An 18,783-nucleotide genomic window follows, 5' to 3' on the forward strand; every position below is an offset into this window, starting at 1 on the left:
ATGCCCGATCTCCTGGTCCGCCCGGCCGCGCCGGTGCGGACGCCGCTCGCCGCCGTCGCCGGCTGGCTCGGCGTCGCGGCGCCGCAGGACGGCGACGGCGTCGTCGTCACCGGGCTGACGCTCAGCTCCCAGCGGGTGGCGCCCGGCGACCTCTACGCCGCCCTGCCGGGCAGCCGCGCCCACGGTGCCGACTACGCCGCGCAGGCGGTGGCGAACGGCGCCGTCGCCGTGCTCACCGACCCCGTCGGCGCGCGCGACCTCGGTGTCCCGACGCTGGTGGTGCCCGACCCGCGGGCCCGGCTGGGCGACCTCGCGGCCCGCGTCTACGGCGAACCGGCGCGCGACCTCACGCTGGTCGGCGTCACCGGCACGCAGGGCAAGACGACCGTCACCCGGCTGCTGGAGTCCGGGCTGCTCGGCGCGCACGTGCCCGCCGGCGTCGTCGGCACCATCGGCACCCGTATCGCCGGCCGCGACGTCAAGACCTCGCTCACCACGCCCGAGGCGCCCGACCTGCACGCCCTCTTCGCCGTGATGCGCGAGCAGGGCGTCACGGCCTGCGCGATGGAGGTCTCCAGCCACGCGCTGGTGATGGGCCGGGTCGACGGTGTGGTCTTCGACGTCGCCGTGTTCACCAACCTGGGCCGCGACCACCTCGACTTCCACCGCGACCTGGAGGAGTACTTCGCCGCCAAGGCCTCGCTGTTCACCCCGCAGCGGGCGCGGCGCGGGCTGGTGAACGTCGACGACGAGCACGGCCGGCGGCTGGTGGACGAGGCCGGCATCGCGATCACCACCTTCTCCACCGCCGGCGCCGACGCCGACTGGCGTGCGGTCGACGTCGAGCTGCGCCCCGACGGCGCCTCCTTCACCGTCGTCGGCCCCGACGGCTCCTTCGCGGCCGGCGTGCCGTTGCCGGGCACGTTCAACGTCGCCAACGCCCTGGCCGCCGTCGCTGCCGCGGGCGAGGCCGGGCTCGACGTCGAGGCCGTGGCCGCGGGCATCGCGGCCGGCGGCGGCGTCCCCGGGCGCCTGGAGCGGATCGACGCCGGGCAGGACTGGCTGGCGGTGGTCGACTACGCCCACAAGCCCGACGCGGTCGAGGCCGCGCTCGGCGCGCTGCTCCCGGTGACCCGCGGCCGACTCGTGGTGGTCATCGGAGCCGGCGGCGACCGCGACCCCGGCAAGCGTCCGCTGATGGGCGAGATCGCCGCGCGCCTGGCCGACGTCGTCATCGTCACCGACGACAACCCGCGCACCGAGGACCCCGCCGCGATCCGCCGCGCCGTCCTCGACGGCATCCCGCCGGACACCTCCGCCGAGGTGCACGAGGTCGACCGGCGACGCCAGGCCATCGCGCTGGCGGTCTCGCTGGCGCGGCCGGGCGACGTCGTGCTGGTGGCCGGCAAGGGCCACGAGACCGGGCAGGAGGTCGACGGGGTGGTGCATCCCTTCGACGACCGCGAGGTGCTGCGCGAGCTGATCGCACCATGATCGGGCTGCGGCTCGCCGAGATCGCCTCCATCGTGGGCGGCCGGCTCGAGGGCGACGACGTCGAGGTGGGTGGCGAGGCCTTCCTCGACAGCCGGTCGCCGGTGACCGGAGGGTTGTTCGTCGCGTTCGCGGGGGAGCGGGTCGACGGCCACGACTTCGCCGCCGCCGCGCTCGCGGGCGGTGCCGCCGGTGTGCTCGGCTCACGTCCGGTCGAGGGACCGACCGTGGTGGTCGACGACGTGCAGCGTGCGCTCGGCGACCTCGCTCGCGAGGTGCTCGCCCGGCGCCGCGCCGCCGGCGGGCTCACCGTCGTCGCGCTCACCGGCTCGCAGGGCAAGACCAGCACCAAGGACCTGCTGGCCCGCGTGCTGGCCGACGCCGGGCCGACGGTCGCGACGTACGGGTCCTTCAACAACGAGATCGGGTTCCCGCTCACCGTGCTGCGGGTCACCGACCAGACCCGGTTCCTGGTGCTGGAGATGGGCGCGCGCGGCATCGGCCACCTCGCCCGGCTGTGCGCCATCGCTCGCCCGGACATCTCGGTCGTGCTCAACGTCGGCCGCGCGCACATCGGCGAGTTCGGCAGCCAGGACGCCATCGCCCAGGCCAAGGGCGAGCTGGTGGAGGCACTCGACGCCACCGGCACGGCGGTGCTCAACGCCGACGACCCGCGGGTGCGGGCCATGGCCTCGCGCAGCGCCGGCCACGTGCTCACCTTCGGCACGGCCGAGGACGCCGACGTCCGCTTCGGCGACCTGCACCTCGACGAGCTCGGCCGCGCCCGCTTCGTGCTGACCCACGGCGCTCGGCACGAGGAGGTGGCACTGCGGCTGCTGGGCGAGCACCACGCGACGAACGCGGCGGCCGCCGCCACCGCCGCGCTCGCCGCCGGGCTGTCGCTGGCCGACGTCGCGGCGTCGCTGCGCGCGGTCGAGTCGCTCTCGAAGTGGCGCATGCAGCTGCTCGAGCGGGCCGACGGGCTGCGCGTGGTCAACGACGCCTACAACGCCAACCCCGACTCGATGCGCGCCGCGCTGCAGACGCTGGCCGCCATCGGCCGCAGCACCGGCGCCCGCACCGTGGCGGTGCTGGGGGAGATGCTCGAGCTCGGGGACTCCGCCGAGGTCGAGCACCGCGCGGTCGGAGCGCTGGTGGCCGAGCTCGGCATCGACCGGCTCGTCGTCGTCGGCGAGGGCGCCGCGGCGATCGCCGACGGCGCGGCCGCGATGTCGCGAACGCCACTCCGCACGCGTGACGTGCACGAGGCGACGCGCATCGTGGGGGAGACTGTGCAGGCCCCCGACGTCGTGCTGGTGAAGGCGTCGCGCGGCGCAGCACTGGAACGGGTGGCCGAGGCGCTGATGGAGGGCGAGGCATGAGGGGTGTCCTGCTCGCCGGCGGACTCTCGCTGATCTTCACCCTCATCGGCACCCGCGTGGCCATTACGGTGCTCGCCCGCCACGGCTTCGGCCAGCTCATCCGCGAGGACGGCCCGGTCAGCCACCAGACCAAGCGCGGCACGCCCACCATGGGTGGCCTGGTCATCGTCCTGGCCAGCACCATCGGCTACTTCCTGGCCAAGCTGCTCACCGGCAACGGCCCCACCTGGTCGGCGATCCTGCTGCTCTTCCTCTACGTGGGCCTGGGCACCGTCGGCTTCCTCGACGACTTCATCAAGATCTACAAGCAGCGCAACCTCGGGCTGCGCAGCAAGGCCAAGTTCATCGGCCAGACCGTCATCGCGGTCGTCTTCGGCTTCCTGGCGCTGTGGCCGCAGCTGGAGGACTCCCGCGGCATGACGCCGGGCAGCAGCGCGGTCTCGTTCATCCGCGACCTGGGCTGGCTGAACCTGCCGATGTGGCTCGGCGTGGTGTTCATCGTCGTCCTCATCGCCGGCGCCTCCAACGCCGTCAACCTCACCGACGGCCTCGACGGCCTCGCCACCGGCGCCTCGACCATGGTCTTCGGCGCCTACACGCTGGTGAACATCTGGCAGAACAACCAGTCCTGCGAGATCAAGCCGGGTCCGGCCTGCTACGAGGTGCGCGACCCGCTCGACCTGGCCGTCGTCGCCGCCGCCATCACCGGCGCCTGCTTCGGCTTCTTGTGGTGGAACGCCTCGCCCGCCCAGATCTTCATGGGCGACACCGGCTCGCTGGCCCTGGGCGGCGCGCTGGCCGGCTTCGCGATCCTCACCCGCACCGAGATCCTGCTCGCGCTGCTCGGCGGGCTCTTCGTGCTGCAGACGCTCTCGGTGATCTTGCAGGTCGGCTTCTTCAAGGCCACCAAGGGCCGCCGGCTCTTCCGGATGGCGCCGCTGCACCACCACTTCGAGCTGCTGGGCTGGGCCGAGGTGACGGTCACCATCCGCTTCTGGATCCTGGCCGGCCTGTTCGTCGCCACCGGACTGGGGGTCTTCTACGCCGAGTGGGTGGCGGGCACGTGAACCCCGACTCCCTCTCCCGCACCTCCGACTGGTCCGGGCTGCGCGTCGTGGTCGCCGGCTTCGGCGTGTCCGGCTACGCCGCGGCCGACAACCTGACCTTCCTCGGCGCGCAGGTCACGGCGCTCGACGAGAGCCTCACCGACCGCCGCCGCGAGCAGGCCGAGCTCCTGGAGAGCCTGGGCGCGACGGTGCGGCTGGGGGAGGGCGCCACCGCGACGCTGCCCGAGGACGTCGACCTCGTCGTCACCTCGCCGGGCTGGAAGCCGACGTCGCCGCTGCTGGCGCAGGCCGCCGCGCGCGACGTGGCGGTGTGGGGCGAGGTGGAGCTGGCCTGGCGGCTGCGCGAGGTCGACCCCAGGACCGGGCGGCCGGCGCCCTGGCTGGCCGTCACCGGCACCAACGGCAAGACCACCACCGTGCAGATGCTGGCCGCGATGCTGCGGGCGGCCGGGCTGCGCAGCGTCGCCGCGGGCAACGTGGGGCTGCCGCTCACCGAGGTGGTGATGGACCCCCGGACCCATGACCAGCCCTACGACGTGGTGGCCGTCGAGCTGTCCAGCTTCCAGCTGCACTACGTGCACAGCGTCGCGGTCGAGTCCGCAGCCGTGCTCAACGTGGCCGAGGACCACCTGGACTGGTACCCCTCGATGCGGGAGTACGCCGCCGACAAGGGCCGGATCTACGCCGGGGTGGAGCGGGCCTGCGTCTACAACGTCGCCGATCCGGTCACCGAGCAGCTGGTGCGCGACGCCGAGGTCACCGAGGGCGCCCGGGCCATCGGCTTCACCCTCGGCACCCCGGGGGTCGGGATGCTCGGGGTGGTCGACGACGTCTTGTGCGACCGGGCGTTCATCGACGAGCGGCAGACCAGCGCGCTGGAGCTGTGCACGCTGGGCGACCTGTACTCCCCGGCGCCCCACTACGTCGCCGACGCCCTGGCCGCGGCCGCGCTCGCCCGCTCCCACGGCGTCCCGGCCGAGGCGGTGCGCGAGGCGCTGCGGACCTTCCGCCCCGACGGCCACCGCATCGCCACCGTCGCCACGTACGACGACGTCGCCTGGGTCGACGACTCCAAGGCCACCAACCCGCCGGCCGCGCTGGCCTCGTTGCAGGCCTACGACCCGGTGGTGTGGGTCGCGGGCGGCCAGGCCAAGGGGGCGGGGTTCGACGACCTCGTCACGCGGGTCCGCGAACGGCTGCGCGGCGTGGTGCTCCTGGGCCAGGACGCCGCCGTGGTGCGCGAAGCCCTGCGGCGACACGCGCCGGATGTGCCGGTCATCGAGGTCGAGTCGGACGAGACTCCCCTGATGGAGGCCGTGGTGGCCGCTGCCGGCTCGCTCGCCCGACCCGGAGACACCGTGCTGCTGGCGCCGGGCTGTGCCTCCAAGGACCAGTTCGACGACTACGCCGCCCGCGGGGACGCCTTCGCCGCGGCGGTGCACCGCAGAGGAGGGGGCCGACCGTGACCACCCAGGCCGAGCCGCACGCTCCGCTGGGCGCGGTCGCCGGCGTCCGTGGGTGGCTCGGCTCCTGGACCGCCTCGGTCCGCGAGACCCTCGACAAGCCGCTCACCCCGTACTACCTGCTCGTCGGGGCGAGCGGGCTGCTGCTGGCCATCGGGCTGATGGAGGTGCTCAGCGCCTCCAGCGTCTCGGCCTTCAAGGCCTACGGCAACAGCTACCACTGGTTCATCCGTCAGGTGATCTGGGTGGCCATCGGGCTGCCGGTCGCGGTGCTGGTCATCCGGGTGCCGCACCACGTCGTACGCCGGTTCGCGTGGCTGGCCATCGTCGTCTCGCTCGCGCTGATCGCTGCGACCCAGAGCCCGCTCGGCGTCACCGTCAACGGCAACCGCAACTGGCTCAGCCTCGGCGGGCCGTTCCAGATCCAGCCGGCCGAGGTCGCCAAGTTCTCCTTGATCTTGTGGATCTCCCACATCTACGCCCGCAAGGACCGGCTGCTCGGCGACTGGCGCCACGTGATGGTGCCGGTCGTGCCGATGGTGGCCACCATCGTCGGGCTCGTGGTCGTGCTCGGCGGCGACCTCGGCACCGGCCTGGTGCTGTTCGCGATCACGCTCGGGCTGCTGTGGGTGGCCGGCGCCCCGATGAAGTTCTTCGTCGCCGCCGCGAGCACCGCCGGCGTCGTCTGCCTCACGCTCGCCGCCACCAGCCCCGTCCGCATGGCCCGGCTGACCAGCTTCGCCAACCCCTTCGAGGACTTCTCCGGCACCGGCTACCAGGCCGGTCACGGCATCCTCGGCATCGCCAGCGGCGGCATCTTCGGCAAGGGCATCGGGGCCTCGCAGCAGAAGTGGGGCACGCTGCCCTACCCCCACACCGACTTCATCTTCGCCGTCCTGGGCGAGGAGCTCGGCCTGGTCGGCACGCTGCTGGTGCTCTCGCTGTTCCTGGCCATCGCCTACGCCGGCATCAGGATCGCGCTGCAGGCCCAGGACCCGTTCGTGCGCTACATGGCCGCCGGCATCACGGTCTGGCTGACCGTGCAGATGATTATCAACATCGGCATGGTGCTGGCGCTGCTGCCGGTGATCGGCATCCCGCTGCCGCTGGTCTCCTACGGCGGCTCGTCGCTGGTGCCCGAGCTGGTGGGCATCGGGCTGCTGGTCTCCTTCGCCCGCCACGAGCCGGGCGCGGCGCAGGCACTGCAGCTGCGCCGACGCCGCCGGTCCCGCGCGCCGGGCGCCACGGCCAAGGCCCGCTGATGCGGGTGCTCCTGGCCGGCGGGGGCACGGCGGGGCACACCTCACCGCTGCTGGCCACCGCCGACGCGCTCGTCCGCCGCGACCCCTCGACCGAGGTCACCGCCCTCGGCACCCCGCGCGGGCTGGAGAACCGGGTGGTGCCGGCCGCCGGCTACCCCCTGGAGCTCGTGCCGCCCGTGCCGCTCTCGCGCAAGCTCGACGCCGACCTGCTGCGGACCCCGGCCCGGCTGCGGGCCACCGTCAAGGCGGCCCTGGAGGTGCTCGACCGCGTGCGCCCCGACGTCGTGGTCGGCTTCGGCGGCTACGTGTCGGTGCCCGCCTACCTGGCCGCGCGACGGCGCCGGCTGCCGATCGTCGTGCACGAGGGCAACGCCAAGCCGGGGCTGGCCAACCGGCTCGGCGCCCGCTTCACCCACCACGTCGCCACCAGCTTCCCCGGCACCGAGCTGCGCCACGGCGTCTACATCGGTCTCCCGGTGCGGCGGATGATCTCCACCCTCGACCGTGGCGACCTGCGCGAGGTGGCCCGCGCCCACTTCGGCCTCGACGCCGAGGCGCCGACGCTGCTGGTCACCGGCGGCTCGCAGGGCGCCCGGCGGCTCAACCAGGCGGTCCTGGGCGCGGCGGCGGCCTTCGCCTCCGCCGGCGTGCAGGTGCTCCACGTGGTCGGACCCAACAACGACGTGCCCGCACCCGGCAGCACGCCGCCCTACGTCGTCGAGCGCTACGTCGACCGGATGGACCTGGCCTACGCCGCGGCCGACGCGGTGCTGTGCCGGGCCGGGGCCAACACCGTCACCGAGGTCTCCGGCGTCGGACTGCCGGCGATCTACGTCCCGCTGCCGATCGGCAACGGCGAGCAGGCGCTCAACGCCGCCCCGGTGGTCGACGCCGGCGGCGGGCTGCTGGTGGCCGACGAGACGCTCACTCCGGAGTGGGTGGCCGACCACGTGCCGGCGCTGCTCACCGACCCGCGCCGGCTGGTGGCGATGTCGAAGGCCGCCGCCGACGTGATCCCGCTCGACGCCGACGAGCGGCTGGTCGACATGATCCTCGCGGCGGTGACCGCGTGAAGGCGCCGGTGCCCGACGTCCTGCTGCCGGCCGAGGAGCTGGGCCACGTGCACTTCGTCGGCATCGGCGGCGCCGGGCTGTCGGGCATCGCAAGGATCATGCTGGCTCGCGGGCTGACGGTCTCCGGCAGCGACGCCCGGGAGTCGGTCACCCTCGATGCCCTCCGGGCGCTCGGCGCTCGCGTGTTCGTCGGCCACGACGCCTCCCACGTGCACGGCGTCGACACGCTCGTGGTCTCCACCGCCGTGCGCGAGGACAACCCCGAGGTGGCCGAGGCCCGGCGGCTGGGCGTGCGCCTCCTGCCCCGCTCGGCCGCGCTGGAGTCGGTGATGCAGGGTCGCCGCTCGGTCGCCGTCGCCGGTACGCACGGCAAGACCACCACCACCTCGCTGCTCACCGTGGCCCTGCAGGCCTGCGGCGCCGACCCCTCCTTCGCCATCGGCGGCGACCTCAACGAGACCGGGTCCAACGCCCACGACGGCTCCGGCGACCTGTTCGTCGCCGAGGCCGACGAGAGCGACGGCGCCTTCCTGGTCTACTCCCCGTCGGCTGCGATCGTGACCAACGTCGAGGCCGACCACCTCGACAACTACGGCACCGAAGCGGCCTACCGGGCCGCCTTCGACACCTTCGTCGGCCGGATCGACCCCGGCGGCAGCGGCATCACGCTCTGCGTCGACGACCCGGGCGCGGCCGCCCTGGTCGGGGTCGCCCAGCAGGCGGGCGTCGTGGCGCGGACGGTCGGTGAGTCGCCTGCCGCGGCCGTGCGCGCCGTCGACGTCGTCTTCGCCGGCACCACCTCCCGCTTCGAGGTCGAGGTGGCCGGCCGGTCGGCCGGCACCGTCGAGCTGCAGATCCCCGGGCGCCACTACGTCCTCGACGCCCTGGCGGCGCTCGACTGCGGGCTCGGCCTGGGGTACGCCTTCGACGACCTGGCCCGTGGCCTGGCCTCCTTCACCGGCACCCGGCGGCGGATGGAGCACAAGGGCACGGTGCGCGGCGTCCGTGTCTACGACAGCTACGCCCACCACCCGCGCGAGATCGCCGGCGACCTGCAGGCCGCCCGCTCGATCGCGGGGGAGGGGCGGGTGGTCGTCGCCTTCCAGCCGCACCTGGTCTCGCGCACCAAGCACTTCGGCGTCCAGATGGGCGAGGCCCTCGGCGCGGCCGACGCGGTGGTCGTGCTGGACATCTACGTCGCGCGCGAGGACCCCGAGCCCGGCGTCAGTGGCGCGATGGTCGCCGAGGCGGTGCCGCTGCCGGACGAGGCGGTGCGCTTCGTGCCCCGGTTCGCCGACGTGCCGGGCGAGCTGGTGCGACGCGCGCGTCCCGGCGACGTCGTGCTGATCCTCGGGGCCGGCGACGTCACCCTGCTCGGACCCGAGGTGCTCGACCTGCTGCAGGACGGAGGAACGTCGTGACCGCTGTCCGTGACGACACCCAGGGCGATGTCGAGACCGACACCGAGGAGACCGTGCCGGTGCTCGCCCGTCGGCGACCGCGTCGACGCCCCCTGCGCCACGGTCTGCGCCGGCATCGCTGGTTGCGCTGGGTCGCCGGCGTCGTGGTGCTGGTGCTGCTGGCGGGCTCGGCCTACGCCGTGTGGTTCTCCGACCTGCTCACCGCGCGTCGCACGGTGGTCACCGGCAACTCCTACCTCTCGGGCGTCGCCGTCACCGGCCAGGCCCAGGTGCCGCTGGGCCGGCCCCTGGCCCGCGTCGACCTGGAGGCGATCCGGCAGCGGGTCGGGTCGATGCCGGCGGTGAGGTCGGTCCAGGTCAGCCGCGACTGGCCGCACGAGGTGCGGATCAAGATCACCGAGCGCACCGCGGTCGCCGTGGTGGAGGTCGCCGGCCACCTGCGGGGGCTCTCCTCCGACGGCGTGCTGTTCCGGCCCTACGACTCCCGCCCCGCCGGACTACCCGAGATCCGCGACAGCGGCGACGCCGACACCGCCGCACTGCGCGAGGTCGCCGACGTGGTGTCGTCCCTGCCTGCCGGCGTCCTGGCCAAGGTCGACCACGTCTCGGTCGCCACCGTCGACCAGATCACCCTCACCATGCGCAGCGGCCGCACCGTGGTGTGGGGGAGTGCGACGGACTCGGCCCAGAAGGCCGCCGTGCTGGCAGTGCTGCTCACGAGGGACAGCAAGCAGATCGACGTATCGGTGCCCGGCCGGCCTACAACGCGTTGAGTGAGCACCCGGTGCGCTCGCGCAGCGAGCTCACCGGGTAGGAGCCGAGGCGTCGGATCCCGTTGGTCCTGCCCGTCGGGCGAAGCCCGCATCCAGGGCCGGCGAGATGCGACACCTGGGCGAGACCACCAGCAGTCGTGATGTCCGCGCCATGAGCGGTAGGGCGGGGTTGGTCTGAGACCTCGGGCACGGGGTTCTGAACCAGGGGCACGGGGGTCTGAACCAGGGGCACGGGGGTCTGAAACCAGCGGCAATGCGACGCCTCACCACCCAAGACCAGCGGCAACGCGACGCCTCAGGACGCAAGACCAGCAAGAACCCGACGTCTCAGCACGACGTCCAAGAATTGTCGGGTCGTCCCCGCGTGTCCTCCCGGCCTGTGCGAGGGGGCTACCTACGTTGGTCCTGCGACCACAGGTTGACATAACTATAACCCTCTACTTGAAGGTTAAGGTTCATCGACGACCGGCGCGTCGCTCCCAGATTTCGACCCACATGACCGGGAGGCACCCCGTGGCAGCACCCCAGAACTACCTCGCCGTCATCAAGGTCGTCGGTATCGGCGGCGGCGGTGTGAACGCGGTCAACCGCATGATCGAGGTCGGGTTGAAGGGCGTGGAGTTCATCGCCATCAACACCGACGCCCAGGCCCTGCTGATGAGCGACGCCGACGTCAAGCTCGACATCGGCCGCGAGCTGACCCGCGGGCTCGGCGCCGGCGCCAACCCCGAGGTGGGGGGCAAGGCGGCCGAGGATCACGCCGAGGAGATCGAGGAGGTGCTCAAGGGCGCCGACATGGTCTTCGTGACCGCCGGCGAGGGCGGCGGCACCGGCACCGGTGGAGCCCCCGTCGTGGCCAAGATCGCCCGCTCGCTGGGCGCGCTGACCATCGGCGTCGTCACCCGCCCGTTCGCTTTCGAGGGCCGGCGTCGCGCGGGCTCGGCCGACGAGGGCATCGAGAAGCTCCGCGAGGAGGTCGACACCCTCATCGTCATCCCCAACGACAAGCTGCTCTCGATCTCCGATCGCAACGTCTCCATGCTCGACGCCTTCAAGCAGGCCGACCAGGTGCTCCTGCAGGGCGTCAGCGGCATCACCGACCTGATCACCACCCCGGGCCTGATCAACCTCGACTTCGCCGACGTGAAGTCGGTGATGTCCAACGCCGGCTCGGCGCTCATGGGCATCGGCTCCGCCCGCGGGGAGGACCGCGCGGTCTCGGCCGCCGAGATGGCGGTCTCCAGCCCGCTGCTGGAGGAGTCGGTCGACGGCGCCCACGGCGTCCTGCTCTCCATCGCCGGCGGCTCCGACCTCGGCCTGTTCGAGATCAACGAGGCCGCGGCCATGGTCTCCGAGGCCGTGCACCCCGACGCCAACATCATCTTCGGCGCCACCATCGACGACGCCCTGGGCGACGAGGTGCGCGTCACCGTCATCGCCGCCGGCTTCGACGGGGGCCGGCCCAAGCGCCGCGAGCCCGAGTCGGGGCGTCGGCTGGTGCCGCAGCAGACCCAGGCCGAGACCCGCGCCGCCGCGGCCGCGTTGCGCCGACCCGGCGAGGGCCAGGCCGACGCCGGTGCGAACAAGCCGCCGGCCCCGGCCGAGCTGGCCAAGCAGCGCGGCGAGGCCGAGCCGGAGCAGCGGACCGAGACCCCGGAGTCGCGTGAGCCGCGCGAGACCGTCAGCGTCGGCACCCGGCCCACGCGACCGGCGCCGTCGCAGCCCAGCGCCGCCGGCGAGGGCGACGACCTCGACGTCCCGGACTTCCTCAAGTAGGTCAGACTGGCGACGTGTTCGCCGCCCGTGACCGACTCGGCCGCGTCGAGGTGGCCTTCACCGACCGCCACGGCGGCGTCAGCCACGCGCCGTTCGACTCGTTGAACCTGGGCTTCGGCGGCGGGCCCGACCGTGACGAGCCGGCCGCGGTGGCCGAGAACCACCGGCGGGTCCTGGCGGCGTTCGCCCCCGGAGCCCGGTGGCTGGACCTCGACCAGGTGCACGGGGCGCACGTCGTGGTGGCCGAGGAGCACGCCGGACCCGGCCGCCCCCGTGGCGACGCGCTGGTCACCACCTCCCACGACGTCGTGCTGCTGGCCCGCGCTGCCGACTGCGTACCGGTGCTGCTGGCCGATCCCGACGCCGGGGTCGTGGCGGCCGTGCACTCCGGGCGGCCCGGCGTGGCCAAGGGCGTGGTGCCGGCCGCCGTCGCCCGGATGCGCGAGCTCGGCGCACGCGACATCACCGGCTGGGTCGGCCCGCACGTGTGCGGGGCCTGCTACGAGGTGCCCGCCGACCTCCAGGAGGAGGTGGCGACCCTCGAGCCGGCCACCCGGGCCACCACGAGCTGGGGCACGCCGGCCCTCGACATCGGCGCCGGCGTGCGCGCCCAGCTGGCCCGCGCCGACGTCGCGGTGGTCGACCTCTCGCGCTGCACCCGCGAGAGCGAGGACCTGTTCTCCTACCGCGGCGAGGGCCCGCGGTCGGGACGGCTGGCCGGGCTGATCCGGTTGGTGGCATGAGCGAGGCGATGCGGCGCGACGAGCTCGCCGCGAACCTGGCGGCGGTGCGGTCCCGGGTCGACGCCGCCGCGGCCGCCGCCGGCCGAGACGCGGCCGGCATCCGGCTGGTCGTGGTCACCAAGTTCTTCCCCGCCGCCGACGTGCGCACGCTGGCCGGGCTCGGTGTCGCCGAGGTGGCCGAGAGCCGTCATCAGGAGGCCTCGCAGAAGACCGCCGAGCTCGCCGACCTGGAGCTGGTCTGGCACTTCGTGGGCAACCTGCAGAGCAACAAGGCGGCCGCGGTCGCGGGCTACGCCGACGTCGTGCAGTCGGTCGACCGGCGCAAGCTGCTCGCCCCGCTCTCGCGCGGCGCGCACGAGCGAGGCCGGCCGCTGGAGGTGACCGTGCAGGTGCAGCTGGACGCCGAGCCCGACGCCGCTCGCGGCGGTGCGCGTCCCGAGGAGGTCGCCGCCCTGGCCGACGCCGTCGCCGCCACCGAGGGCCTGCAGCTGCGTGGCCTGATGGCCGTCGCGCCGCTGGGCGAGCCACCCGCACCCGCCTTCGACCGGTTGGCCCGGCTGGCGGCCCGACTGCGCGAGGACCACCCGGAGGCGACGTGGATCTCAGCCGGGATGAGCGGCGACCTGGAGCAGGCCGTGTCCGCGGGCGCGACACTCCTGCGTGTCGGGAGCGCGGTCCTCGGTCCGAGGCCCTCTGCTCGGTAGTGTCCTGGACAGGCAGGCAGTCCAGCGGAGGAGAGCTCGTCATGGCCGGCACGATGCGCAAGATGGGGGTCTACCTCGGCCTGCTCGAGGACGGTGACCCCTACTACGAGGGCTCCTACGACGACGAGTCGGCCCACGTCTCGCAGCAGCAGTCCGTCCAGCACACGTCGGCGTCGGCCGGCGTCCCCGAGGACAGCCGTGCGGTCTCGCGTCTCGACGAGCGGCGCCGACCGGTCAGCCCGGTGAGCGAGAGCGGCCCGGCGCCGTCGGCGCGCGTGGCGTCGATGTCGCGCATCACCACGCTGCACCCGCGGACCTACAACGAGGCGCGGGTGATCGGTGAGAACTTCCGCGACGGCGTGCCGGTGATCATGAACCTCTCGGAGATGTCCGACGGCGACGCCAAGCGGCTGGTGGACTTCGCCGCGGGTCTGGTCTTTGCCACCCGTGGCACCATCGAGCGTGTGACGAACAAGGTGTTCCTGCTCTCGCCCCCCAACGTCTCCGTGGCCGCCGAGGACAAGCAGCGGATCGCCGAGGGCGGCTTCTTCAACCAGAGCTGACGCCGATGGCCGTCATCGGGACCGTCCTCTCCTCGGTGGTCCTGCTCTTCATCCTGCTGCTCTTCGCGCGGTTCGTCATGGACTGGGTGCAGGTCTTCGCCCGCGACTGGGTGCCGCACGGCTTCTCGCTGGTGGTGCTCGAGGCGATCTACTCGGTCACCGACCCGCCGATCAAGGCGGTCCGCAAGGTGCTGCCGCCGATCCGGCTGGGCGCGATGGCCCTGGACCTCAGCCCGCTCATCGTGCTGCTGATCGCCTACATCCTGCTGCGACTGATCGGCGTCGTCTTCGGCTGAGCCGGGCCGCACGACGTCGTGGCCGATCGGGTACCCGCTGGGTCGTGGCCATTTGAGTCCGGTGTGATAGATGTGACGGAAGTTGCCCTACGGCACGACGAATATGGCTATTCTGATCATGAATCGGCCCTCATCAGGCCACGACTAAGCAGAGGTTGGGTGTTGTCATGCCGTTGACGCCTGAGGACGTGAGCAACAAGAGGTTCACGCCGGTGCGGCTGCGCGAGGGCTACGACATGGGGGAGGTCGACCAGTTCCTCGACGAGGTCGAGAACGAGCTGGACCGGCTGATCAAGGAGAACAACGACCTGCGCGAGAAGCTGCGCGTCGCGCAGGAGACCGCCTCGAGCGCCCCGGCCGCGACCGCGGCCCCGGCGGCACCGACCGTCGTCGAGCAGGCCCCCGAGCCCGAGCCGGTGGCCGCGGCCCCCGAGCCCGAGCCCGAGCCCGAACCGGAGCCCGAGCCGGAGCCCGAGCCCGTCGTGCAGGCCCCCGAGCCGGAGCCCGAGCCGGAGCCCGCTCCGGTGGTGGCCGCTGCTCCCGCGGCGCCGCAGGAGATCCGGGTGACCACGGCCGCCGAGGCCTCCACCGCCGCCGCGCGGCTGCTCGAGATCGCCACGAACAACGCCGACCAGATGCTCGCCGAGGCTCAGGCCGACGCCGAGCGCCTGGTCGAGGACGCCCGCAGCCAGGCCGAGCGCCTGGAGAGCGAGTCCAAGCTGCGCGCCGACCGGCTCGAGTCCGACGCCCGCACCCGCTCCCAGATGCTCGACTCCGAGACCGCTGAGCGGCGCAACCAGCTCTTCGGCGACCTGGAGAAGGAGAAGGGCCGCCTCGACACCGAGATCGAGAACCTGCGGGCCTTCGAGCGCGAGTACCGCAGCCGGCTGAAGTCCTACTTCACCCAGCAGCTCTCCTCGCTGGAGAACAACGACGCCAACGCGGCGCCGGCCGGTGTGTCCTCGCTCGACAGCGGGGGAGAGGCGCCCAAGCGGCTGCGCTCCCTGCTCGGCGACGACGAGTACTAGATCGACGTCTCGAGAGCGGGCCACCTGAGGAAATCAGGTGGCCCGCTCTCGTTACGCTGACTGGTGCGATGAGCTACCCCAAGGCCGCCACCGGCGACTCCACCTCCGTCCCCGCCAGCCCGCGCTTCCCCGACCTCGAGCGGGCCGTGCTGGCCTACTGGGAGGCCGACGACACCTTCCGCGCCAGCGTCGAGCAGCGCTCGGCCGGTGAGGACGGGGCCAACGAGTTCGTCTTCTACGACGGCCCGCCCTTCGCCAACGGTCTGCCGCATTACGGCCACCTGCTCACCGGCTACGTCAAGGACCTCGTCCCCCGCTACCAGACCATGCGCGGGCGGCGCGTCGAGCGGCGGTTCGGCTGGGACACCCACGGCCTGCCCGCCGAGCTCGAGGCGATGCGCCTGAACGGCATCAAGACCACCGACGAGATCCTCGAGCTGGGTATCGAGAAGTTCAACGACGCCTGTCGCGCCTCGGTGCTCAAGTACACCGACGAGTGGCGCGAGTACGTCACGCGTCAGGCGCGCTGGGTCGACTTCGACCACGACTACCGCACGCTCAACGCCGACTACATGGAGTCGGTGATCTGGGCCTTCTCCCAGCTGCACGAGAAGGGCTTCGTCTACGAGGGCTTCCGGGTGCTGCCCTACTGCTGGAACGACGAGACGCCGTTGTCGAACCACGAGCTGCGCATGGACGACGACGTCTACCAGATGCGCCAGGACCCGGCCGTCACCGTCGGCTTCGAGATCACCAGTGAGGGGCCGTTCGAGGGCGTCAAGGTGCTGGTGTGGACCACGACGCCGTGGACGCTGCCCTCCAACCTCGCGGTGATGGTGGGCGAGGACATCGACTACGTCGTCGTCGCGGTCGAGGGCACCCGCTACCTCCTCGCCGAGCCGCGGCTCTCGGCCTACGCCCGCGAGCTGGGCCAGGACCCCGAGGTCGTCTGGCGCGGCCGGGGCGCCGAGCTGCTCGGGCTGACCTACGACCCGCCGTTCTCCTACTACCGCGGTCGCAGCGGTGCGTTCCGGCTGGTACCGGCCGAGTTCGTCACCACCACCGACGGCACCGGGCTGGTGCACACCGCGGGCGCGTTCGGTGAGGACGACAAGGTGGTCACCGACCGCGAGGGCATCGAGCCGGTGATGCCGGTGGGCAAGGACGGCCGCTTCACCGCGCCGGTGGAGGAGTACGCCGGGATGCTGGTCTTCGACGCCAACCTCCACGTCATCGACGACCTCAAGAGCACCGGCGGCTCGGTCACGCCCGGCACCGTCCTGGTGCGCCGCGAGACCTACGACCACTCCTACCCGCACTGCTGGCGCTGCCGCGAACCCTTGATCTACAAGGGCGTCTCGTCGTGGTTCGTGGAGGTGACGGCGTTCAAGGACCGGATGGTCGAGCTCAACCAGGACATCCGCTGGGTGCCCGACCACATCCGCGACGGCCAGTTCGGCAAGTGGCTGGAGAACGCCCGCGACTGGTCCATCACCCGCAACCGGTTCTGGGCCACCCCGGTGCCGGTCTGGGTCAGCGACGACCCCGCGTACCCGCGCACCGACGTCTACGGCTCCTTCGCCCAGATCGAGGCCGACTTCGGCCGGCTGCCGCGCAACCGCGACGGAGAGGTCGACCTGCACCGGCCCTGGGTCGACGAGCTCACCCGGCCCAACCCCGACGACCCGACGGGCGCCAGCACCATGCGCCGGGTCAGCGACGTGCTCGACGTGTGGTTCGACTCCGGCTCGATGCCCTACGCCCAGGTGCACTACCCCTTCGAGAACGAGCAGTGGTTCACCCACCACTACCCGGGCGACTTCATCGTCGAGTACATCGGCCAGACCCGCGGCTGGTTCTACACCATGCACATCCTGGCCAGCGCGATCTTCGACCGTCCCGCCTTCGAGAACTGCCTCAGCCACGGCATCGTGCTGGGCTCCGACGGTCAGAAGATGTCGAAGTCGCTGCGCAACTACCCCGACGTCTCCGAGGTCTTCGACCGCGACGGCGCCGACGCGATGCGCTGGTTCTTGATGGCCAGCCCGATCCTGCGCGGCGGGAACCTCATCGTCACCGAGCAGGGCATCCGCGACGCCGTGCGCCAGGTGCTGATCCCGCTGTGGAACAGCTGGTACTTCTTCGCCCTGTACGCCAACGCGGCGGGCGTGGACGCGACGCCCGGCACGGACTCCGCCGACCCGCTGGACCGCTACCTGCTGGCCAAGGCCCGTCAGTACGTGTCCCAGATGACCCAACAGCTCGACGAATACGCCGTCGCCGACGCCTGCGAGACCACCCGCACCTTCGTCGACGTGCTCACCAACTGGTACATCCGTCGCTCCCGCGAGCGGTTCTGGTCGACCGACGGCGAGGCCGACGCCCGGTCCGGCGCCGCCGCGTTCGGCACTCTGGCCACGGTGCTCGACGTGGTGTGCCGGGCGGCCGCGCCCCTGCTGCCGCTGGTCACCGAGGAGATCTGGCGCGGGCTGACCGGCGAGCGGTCGGTGCACCTGACCGACTACCCGACTCCCGAGGAGCTGCCGGCCGACGACGCCCTGGTCGCGGCCATGGACCAGGTGCGCGAGGTGTGCTCGGCCGCCTCGGCGCTGCGCAAGGCGGGCGGGCTGCGCACCCGGCTGCCGCTGGGCTCGCTGACCGTCGTCGTGGCCGACCCCGACGCGCTGGCCGGCTTCGACGACATCGTCGAGGCCGAGGTCAACGTCAAGGCGGTCCGGCGTGTGGCCCTCGACAGCGACGAGGCTGCCGGCTACGGCGTCTCGCAGCGCCTCAGCGTCAACGCCCGCGCGGCCGGACCCCGGCTCGGCAAGGACGTGCAGGTCGCGATCCGGGGCGCCAAGTCCGGCGACTGGTCGCACGAACCCGACGGCTCGGTCGTGGCCGGCGGGCTGGCGCTGGTCGAGGGCGAGTACGAGCTGGAGACCGTGGCCGCCGGCGGCCAGGAGGGCGTCGCCACGGGCGTGCTGCCCGGAGGTGGCTTCGTCGTGCTGGACACCGTGGTCACCGACGAGCTCGCGGCCGAGGGCCTGGTCCGCGACCTGGTCCGCACCGTGCAGCAGGCTCGTCGCGACGCCGACCTGGACGTCTCGGACCGGATCGTGCTCAGCGTCGCGGCAGACCCGGAGCTGGCCGCCGCACTGACCGAGCGGACCGACCTGGCCGACCTGGTGCGTCGCGAGACGCTGGCCACGGAGCTGGTGGTCGAGCCGACCGGCTCGGGCGAGGCGACCGTGCAGGTCCGCAAAGTCGACTGAACTACGCCAGATCAGGCGCATCCGCGCAGGTCAGGCGGGCAGCTTTCGCCCCTCGGGGTGCGGTGCGGCGTGTTGTCCACCCGGACCCGGCGACATATCCTCATCCGCGTTTCCTGCGGGAGAGGGTGCGAGTGATGGCAAGGTCCACCACGAGGTCGCTGGCCAGTCGAGCCGGCTCCGTGGCGCGTCGGGTGGTCGGCAAGAAGGCGGCCGGCTCGGGTAACGGCGCTACGGCGAAGAAGGCGGCGCCGGCGAAGAAGGCCGCCGCGAAGAAGGCGGTACCGGCCAAGAAGACCGCCGCCAAGAAGACGGCACCGGCCAAGAAGACGGCCCCGGCCAAGAAGACGGCACCGGCTAAGAAGACGGCCCCGGCCAAGAAGACGGCCCCGGCCAAGAAGACCGCCGCGAAGAAGACGGCACCGGCCAAGAAGACGGCCCCGGCGAAGAAGACTGCCGCGAAGAAGGC

Annotated in this window: 16 protein-coding genes; all 16 read left to right on the plus strand. The window is 72.6% G+C overall.

What is annotated here, in order from left to right; genetic code table 11:
• On the plus strand, positions 1-1,494 hold the full coding sequence (locus D9V37_RS10220; protein ID WP_121806062.1) for a UDP-N-acetylmuramoyl-L-alanyl-D-glutamate--2,6-diaminopimelate ligase: 1,494 nt from the start codon (positions 1-3) through the stop codon (positions 1,492-1,494).
• A complete protein-coding gene (locus D9V37_RS10225) occupies positions 1,491-2,873 on the plus strand; it encodes a UDP-N-acetylmuramoyl-tripeptide--D-alanyl-D-alanine ligase (protein WP_121806063.1) in 1,383 nt (460 codons plus the stop codon). Before D9V37_RS10220 ends, D9V37_RS10225 begins: the two co-directional genes overlap by 4 nt.
• Complete coding sequence (gene mraY / locus D9V37_RS10230) at positions 2,870-3,940, plus strand: phospho-N-acetylmuramoyl-pentapeptide-transferase (RefSeq protein ID WP_121806064.1); 1,071 nt, start codon at positions 2,870-2,872, stop codon at positions 3,938-3,940. Before D9V37_RS10225 ends, mraY begins: the two co-directional genes overlap by 4 nt.
• Entirely contained in the window at positions 3,937-5,406 is a 1,470-nt protein-coding gene (gene murD / locus D9V37_RS10235; RefSeq protein ID WP_121806516.1) for a UDP-N-acetylmuramoyl-L-alanine--D-glutamate ligase, read from the plus strand. The genes mraY and murD overlap by 4 nt, the downstream gene beginning before the upstream one ends.
• On the plus strand, positions 5,403-6,665 hold the full coding sequence (gene ftsW / locus D9V37_RS10240; RefSeq protein WP_121806065.1) for a putative lipid II flippase FtsW: 1,263 nt from the start codon (positions 5,403-5,405) through the stop codon (positions 6,663-6,665). The genes murD and ftsW overlap by 4 nt, the downstream gene beginning before the upstream one ends.
• On the plus strand, positions 6,665-7,738 hold the full coding sequence (gene murG / locus D9V37_RS10245) for an undecaprenyldiphospho-muramoylpentapeptide beta-N-acetylglucosaminyltransferase (protein ID WP_121806066.1): 1,074 nt from the start codon (positions 6,665-6,667) through the stop codon (positions 7,736-7,738). Before ftsW ends, murG begins: the two co-directional genes overlap by 1 nt.
• Positions 7,735-9,159 carry a UDP-N-acetylmuramate--L-alanine ligase gene (murC, locus tag D9V37_RS10250; protein ID WP_121806067.1) on the plus strand — a complete coding sequence of 475 codons (1,425 nt, stop codon included), beginning with the start codon at positions 7,735-7,737 and terminating at the stop codon, positions 9,157-9,159. The genes murG and murC overlap by 4 nt, the downstream gene beginning before the upstream one ends.
• Complete coding sequence (locus tag D9V37_RS10255) at positions 9,156-9,932, plus strand: cell division protein FtsQ/DivIB (RefSeq protein ID WP_121806068.1); 777 nt, start codon at positions 9,156-9,158, stop codon at positions 9,930-9,932. The genes murC and D9V37_RS10255 overlap by 4 nt, the downstream gene beginning before the upstream one ends.
• A gap of 513 nt (positions 9,933-10,445) precedes the next feature.
• Complete coding sequence (ftsZ, locus tag D9V37_RS10260; RefSeq protein WP_121806069.1) at positions 10,446-11,708, plus strand: cell division protein FtsZ; 1,263 nt, start codon at positions 10,446-10,448, stop codon at positions 11,706-11,708.
• 14 nt (positions 11,709-11,722) lie between these two features.
• Positions 11,723-12,451: a peptidoglycan editing factor PgeF gene (gene pgeF, locus D9V37_RS10265; protein WP_121806070.1), complete on the plus strand. Its 729-nt coding sequence runs from the start codon at positions 11,723-11,725 to the stop codon at positions 12,449-12,451.
• The gene (locus D9V37_RS10270) at positions 12,448-13,155 is read left to right on the plus strand and encodes a YggS family pyridoxal phosphate-dependent enzyme (RefSeq protein ID WP_121806071.1); all 708 of its coding nucleotides are present in this window, start codon (positions 12,448-12,450) and stop codon (positions 13,153-13,155) included. The genes pgeF and D9V37_RS10270 overlap by 4 nt, the downstream gene beginning before the upstream one ends.
• 41 nt (positions 13,156-13,196) lie before the next feature.
• Positions 13,197-13,718 carry a cell division protein SepF gene (locus D9V37_RS10275; RefSeq protein WP_121806072.1) on the plus strand — a complete coding sequence of 174 codons (522 nt, stop codon included), beginning with the start codon at positions 13,197-13,199 and terminating at the stop codon, positions 13,716-13,718.
• A 5-nt stretch (positions 13,719-13,723) separates the two neighbouring features.
• Positions 13,724-14,014 (plus strand): YggT family protein, encoded by a 291-nt coding sequence (locus tag D9V37_RS10280; RefSeq protein WP_121806073.1) that lies wholly within the window; start codon positions 13,724-13,726, stop codon positions 14,012-14,014.
• Positions 14,015-14,181: 167 nt separating this feature from the next.
• Complete coding sequence (locus D9V37_RS10285) at positions 14,182-15,042, plus strand: DivIVA domain-containing protein (protein WP_121806074.1); 861 nt, start codon at positions 14,182-14,184, stop codon at positions 15,040-15,042.
• 68 nt (positions 15,043-15,110) lie between these two features.
• Positions 15,111-18,317, plus strand: coding sequence for an isoleucine--tRNA ligase (ileS, locus tag D9V37_RS10290; RefSeq protein ID WP_121806075.1), 3,207 nt, complete (start codon positions 15,111-15,113; stop codon positions 18,315-18,317).
• 134 nt (positions 18,318-18,451) lie between these two features.
• Positions 18,452-18,783, plus strand: a 332-nt coding sequence (locus D9V37_RS20465) for a hypothetical protein (RefSeq protein WP_198412481.1), incomplete at its 3' end; no start/stop codon positions are given.

Source organism: Nocardioides mangrovicus, assembly GCF_003674065.1.
GTDB classification, from domain to species: domain Bacteria; phylum Actinomycetota; class Actinomycetes; order Propionibacteriales; family Nocardioidaceae; genus Marmoricola; species Marmoricola mangrovicus.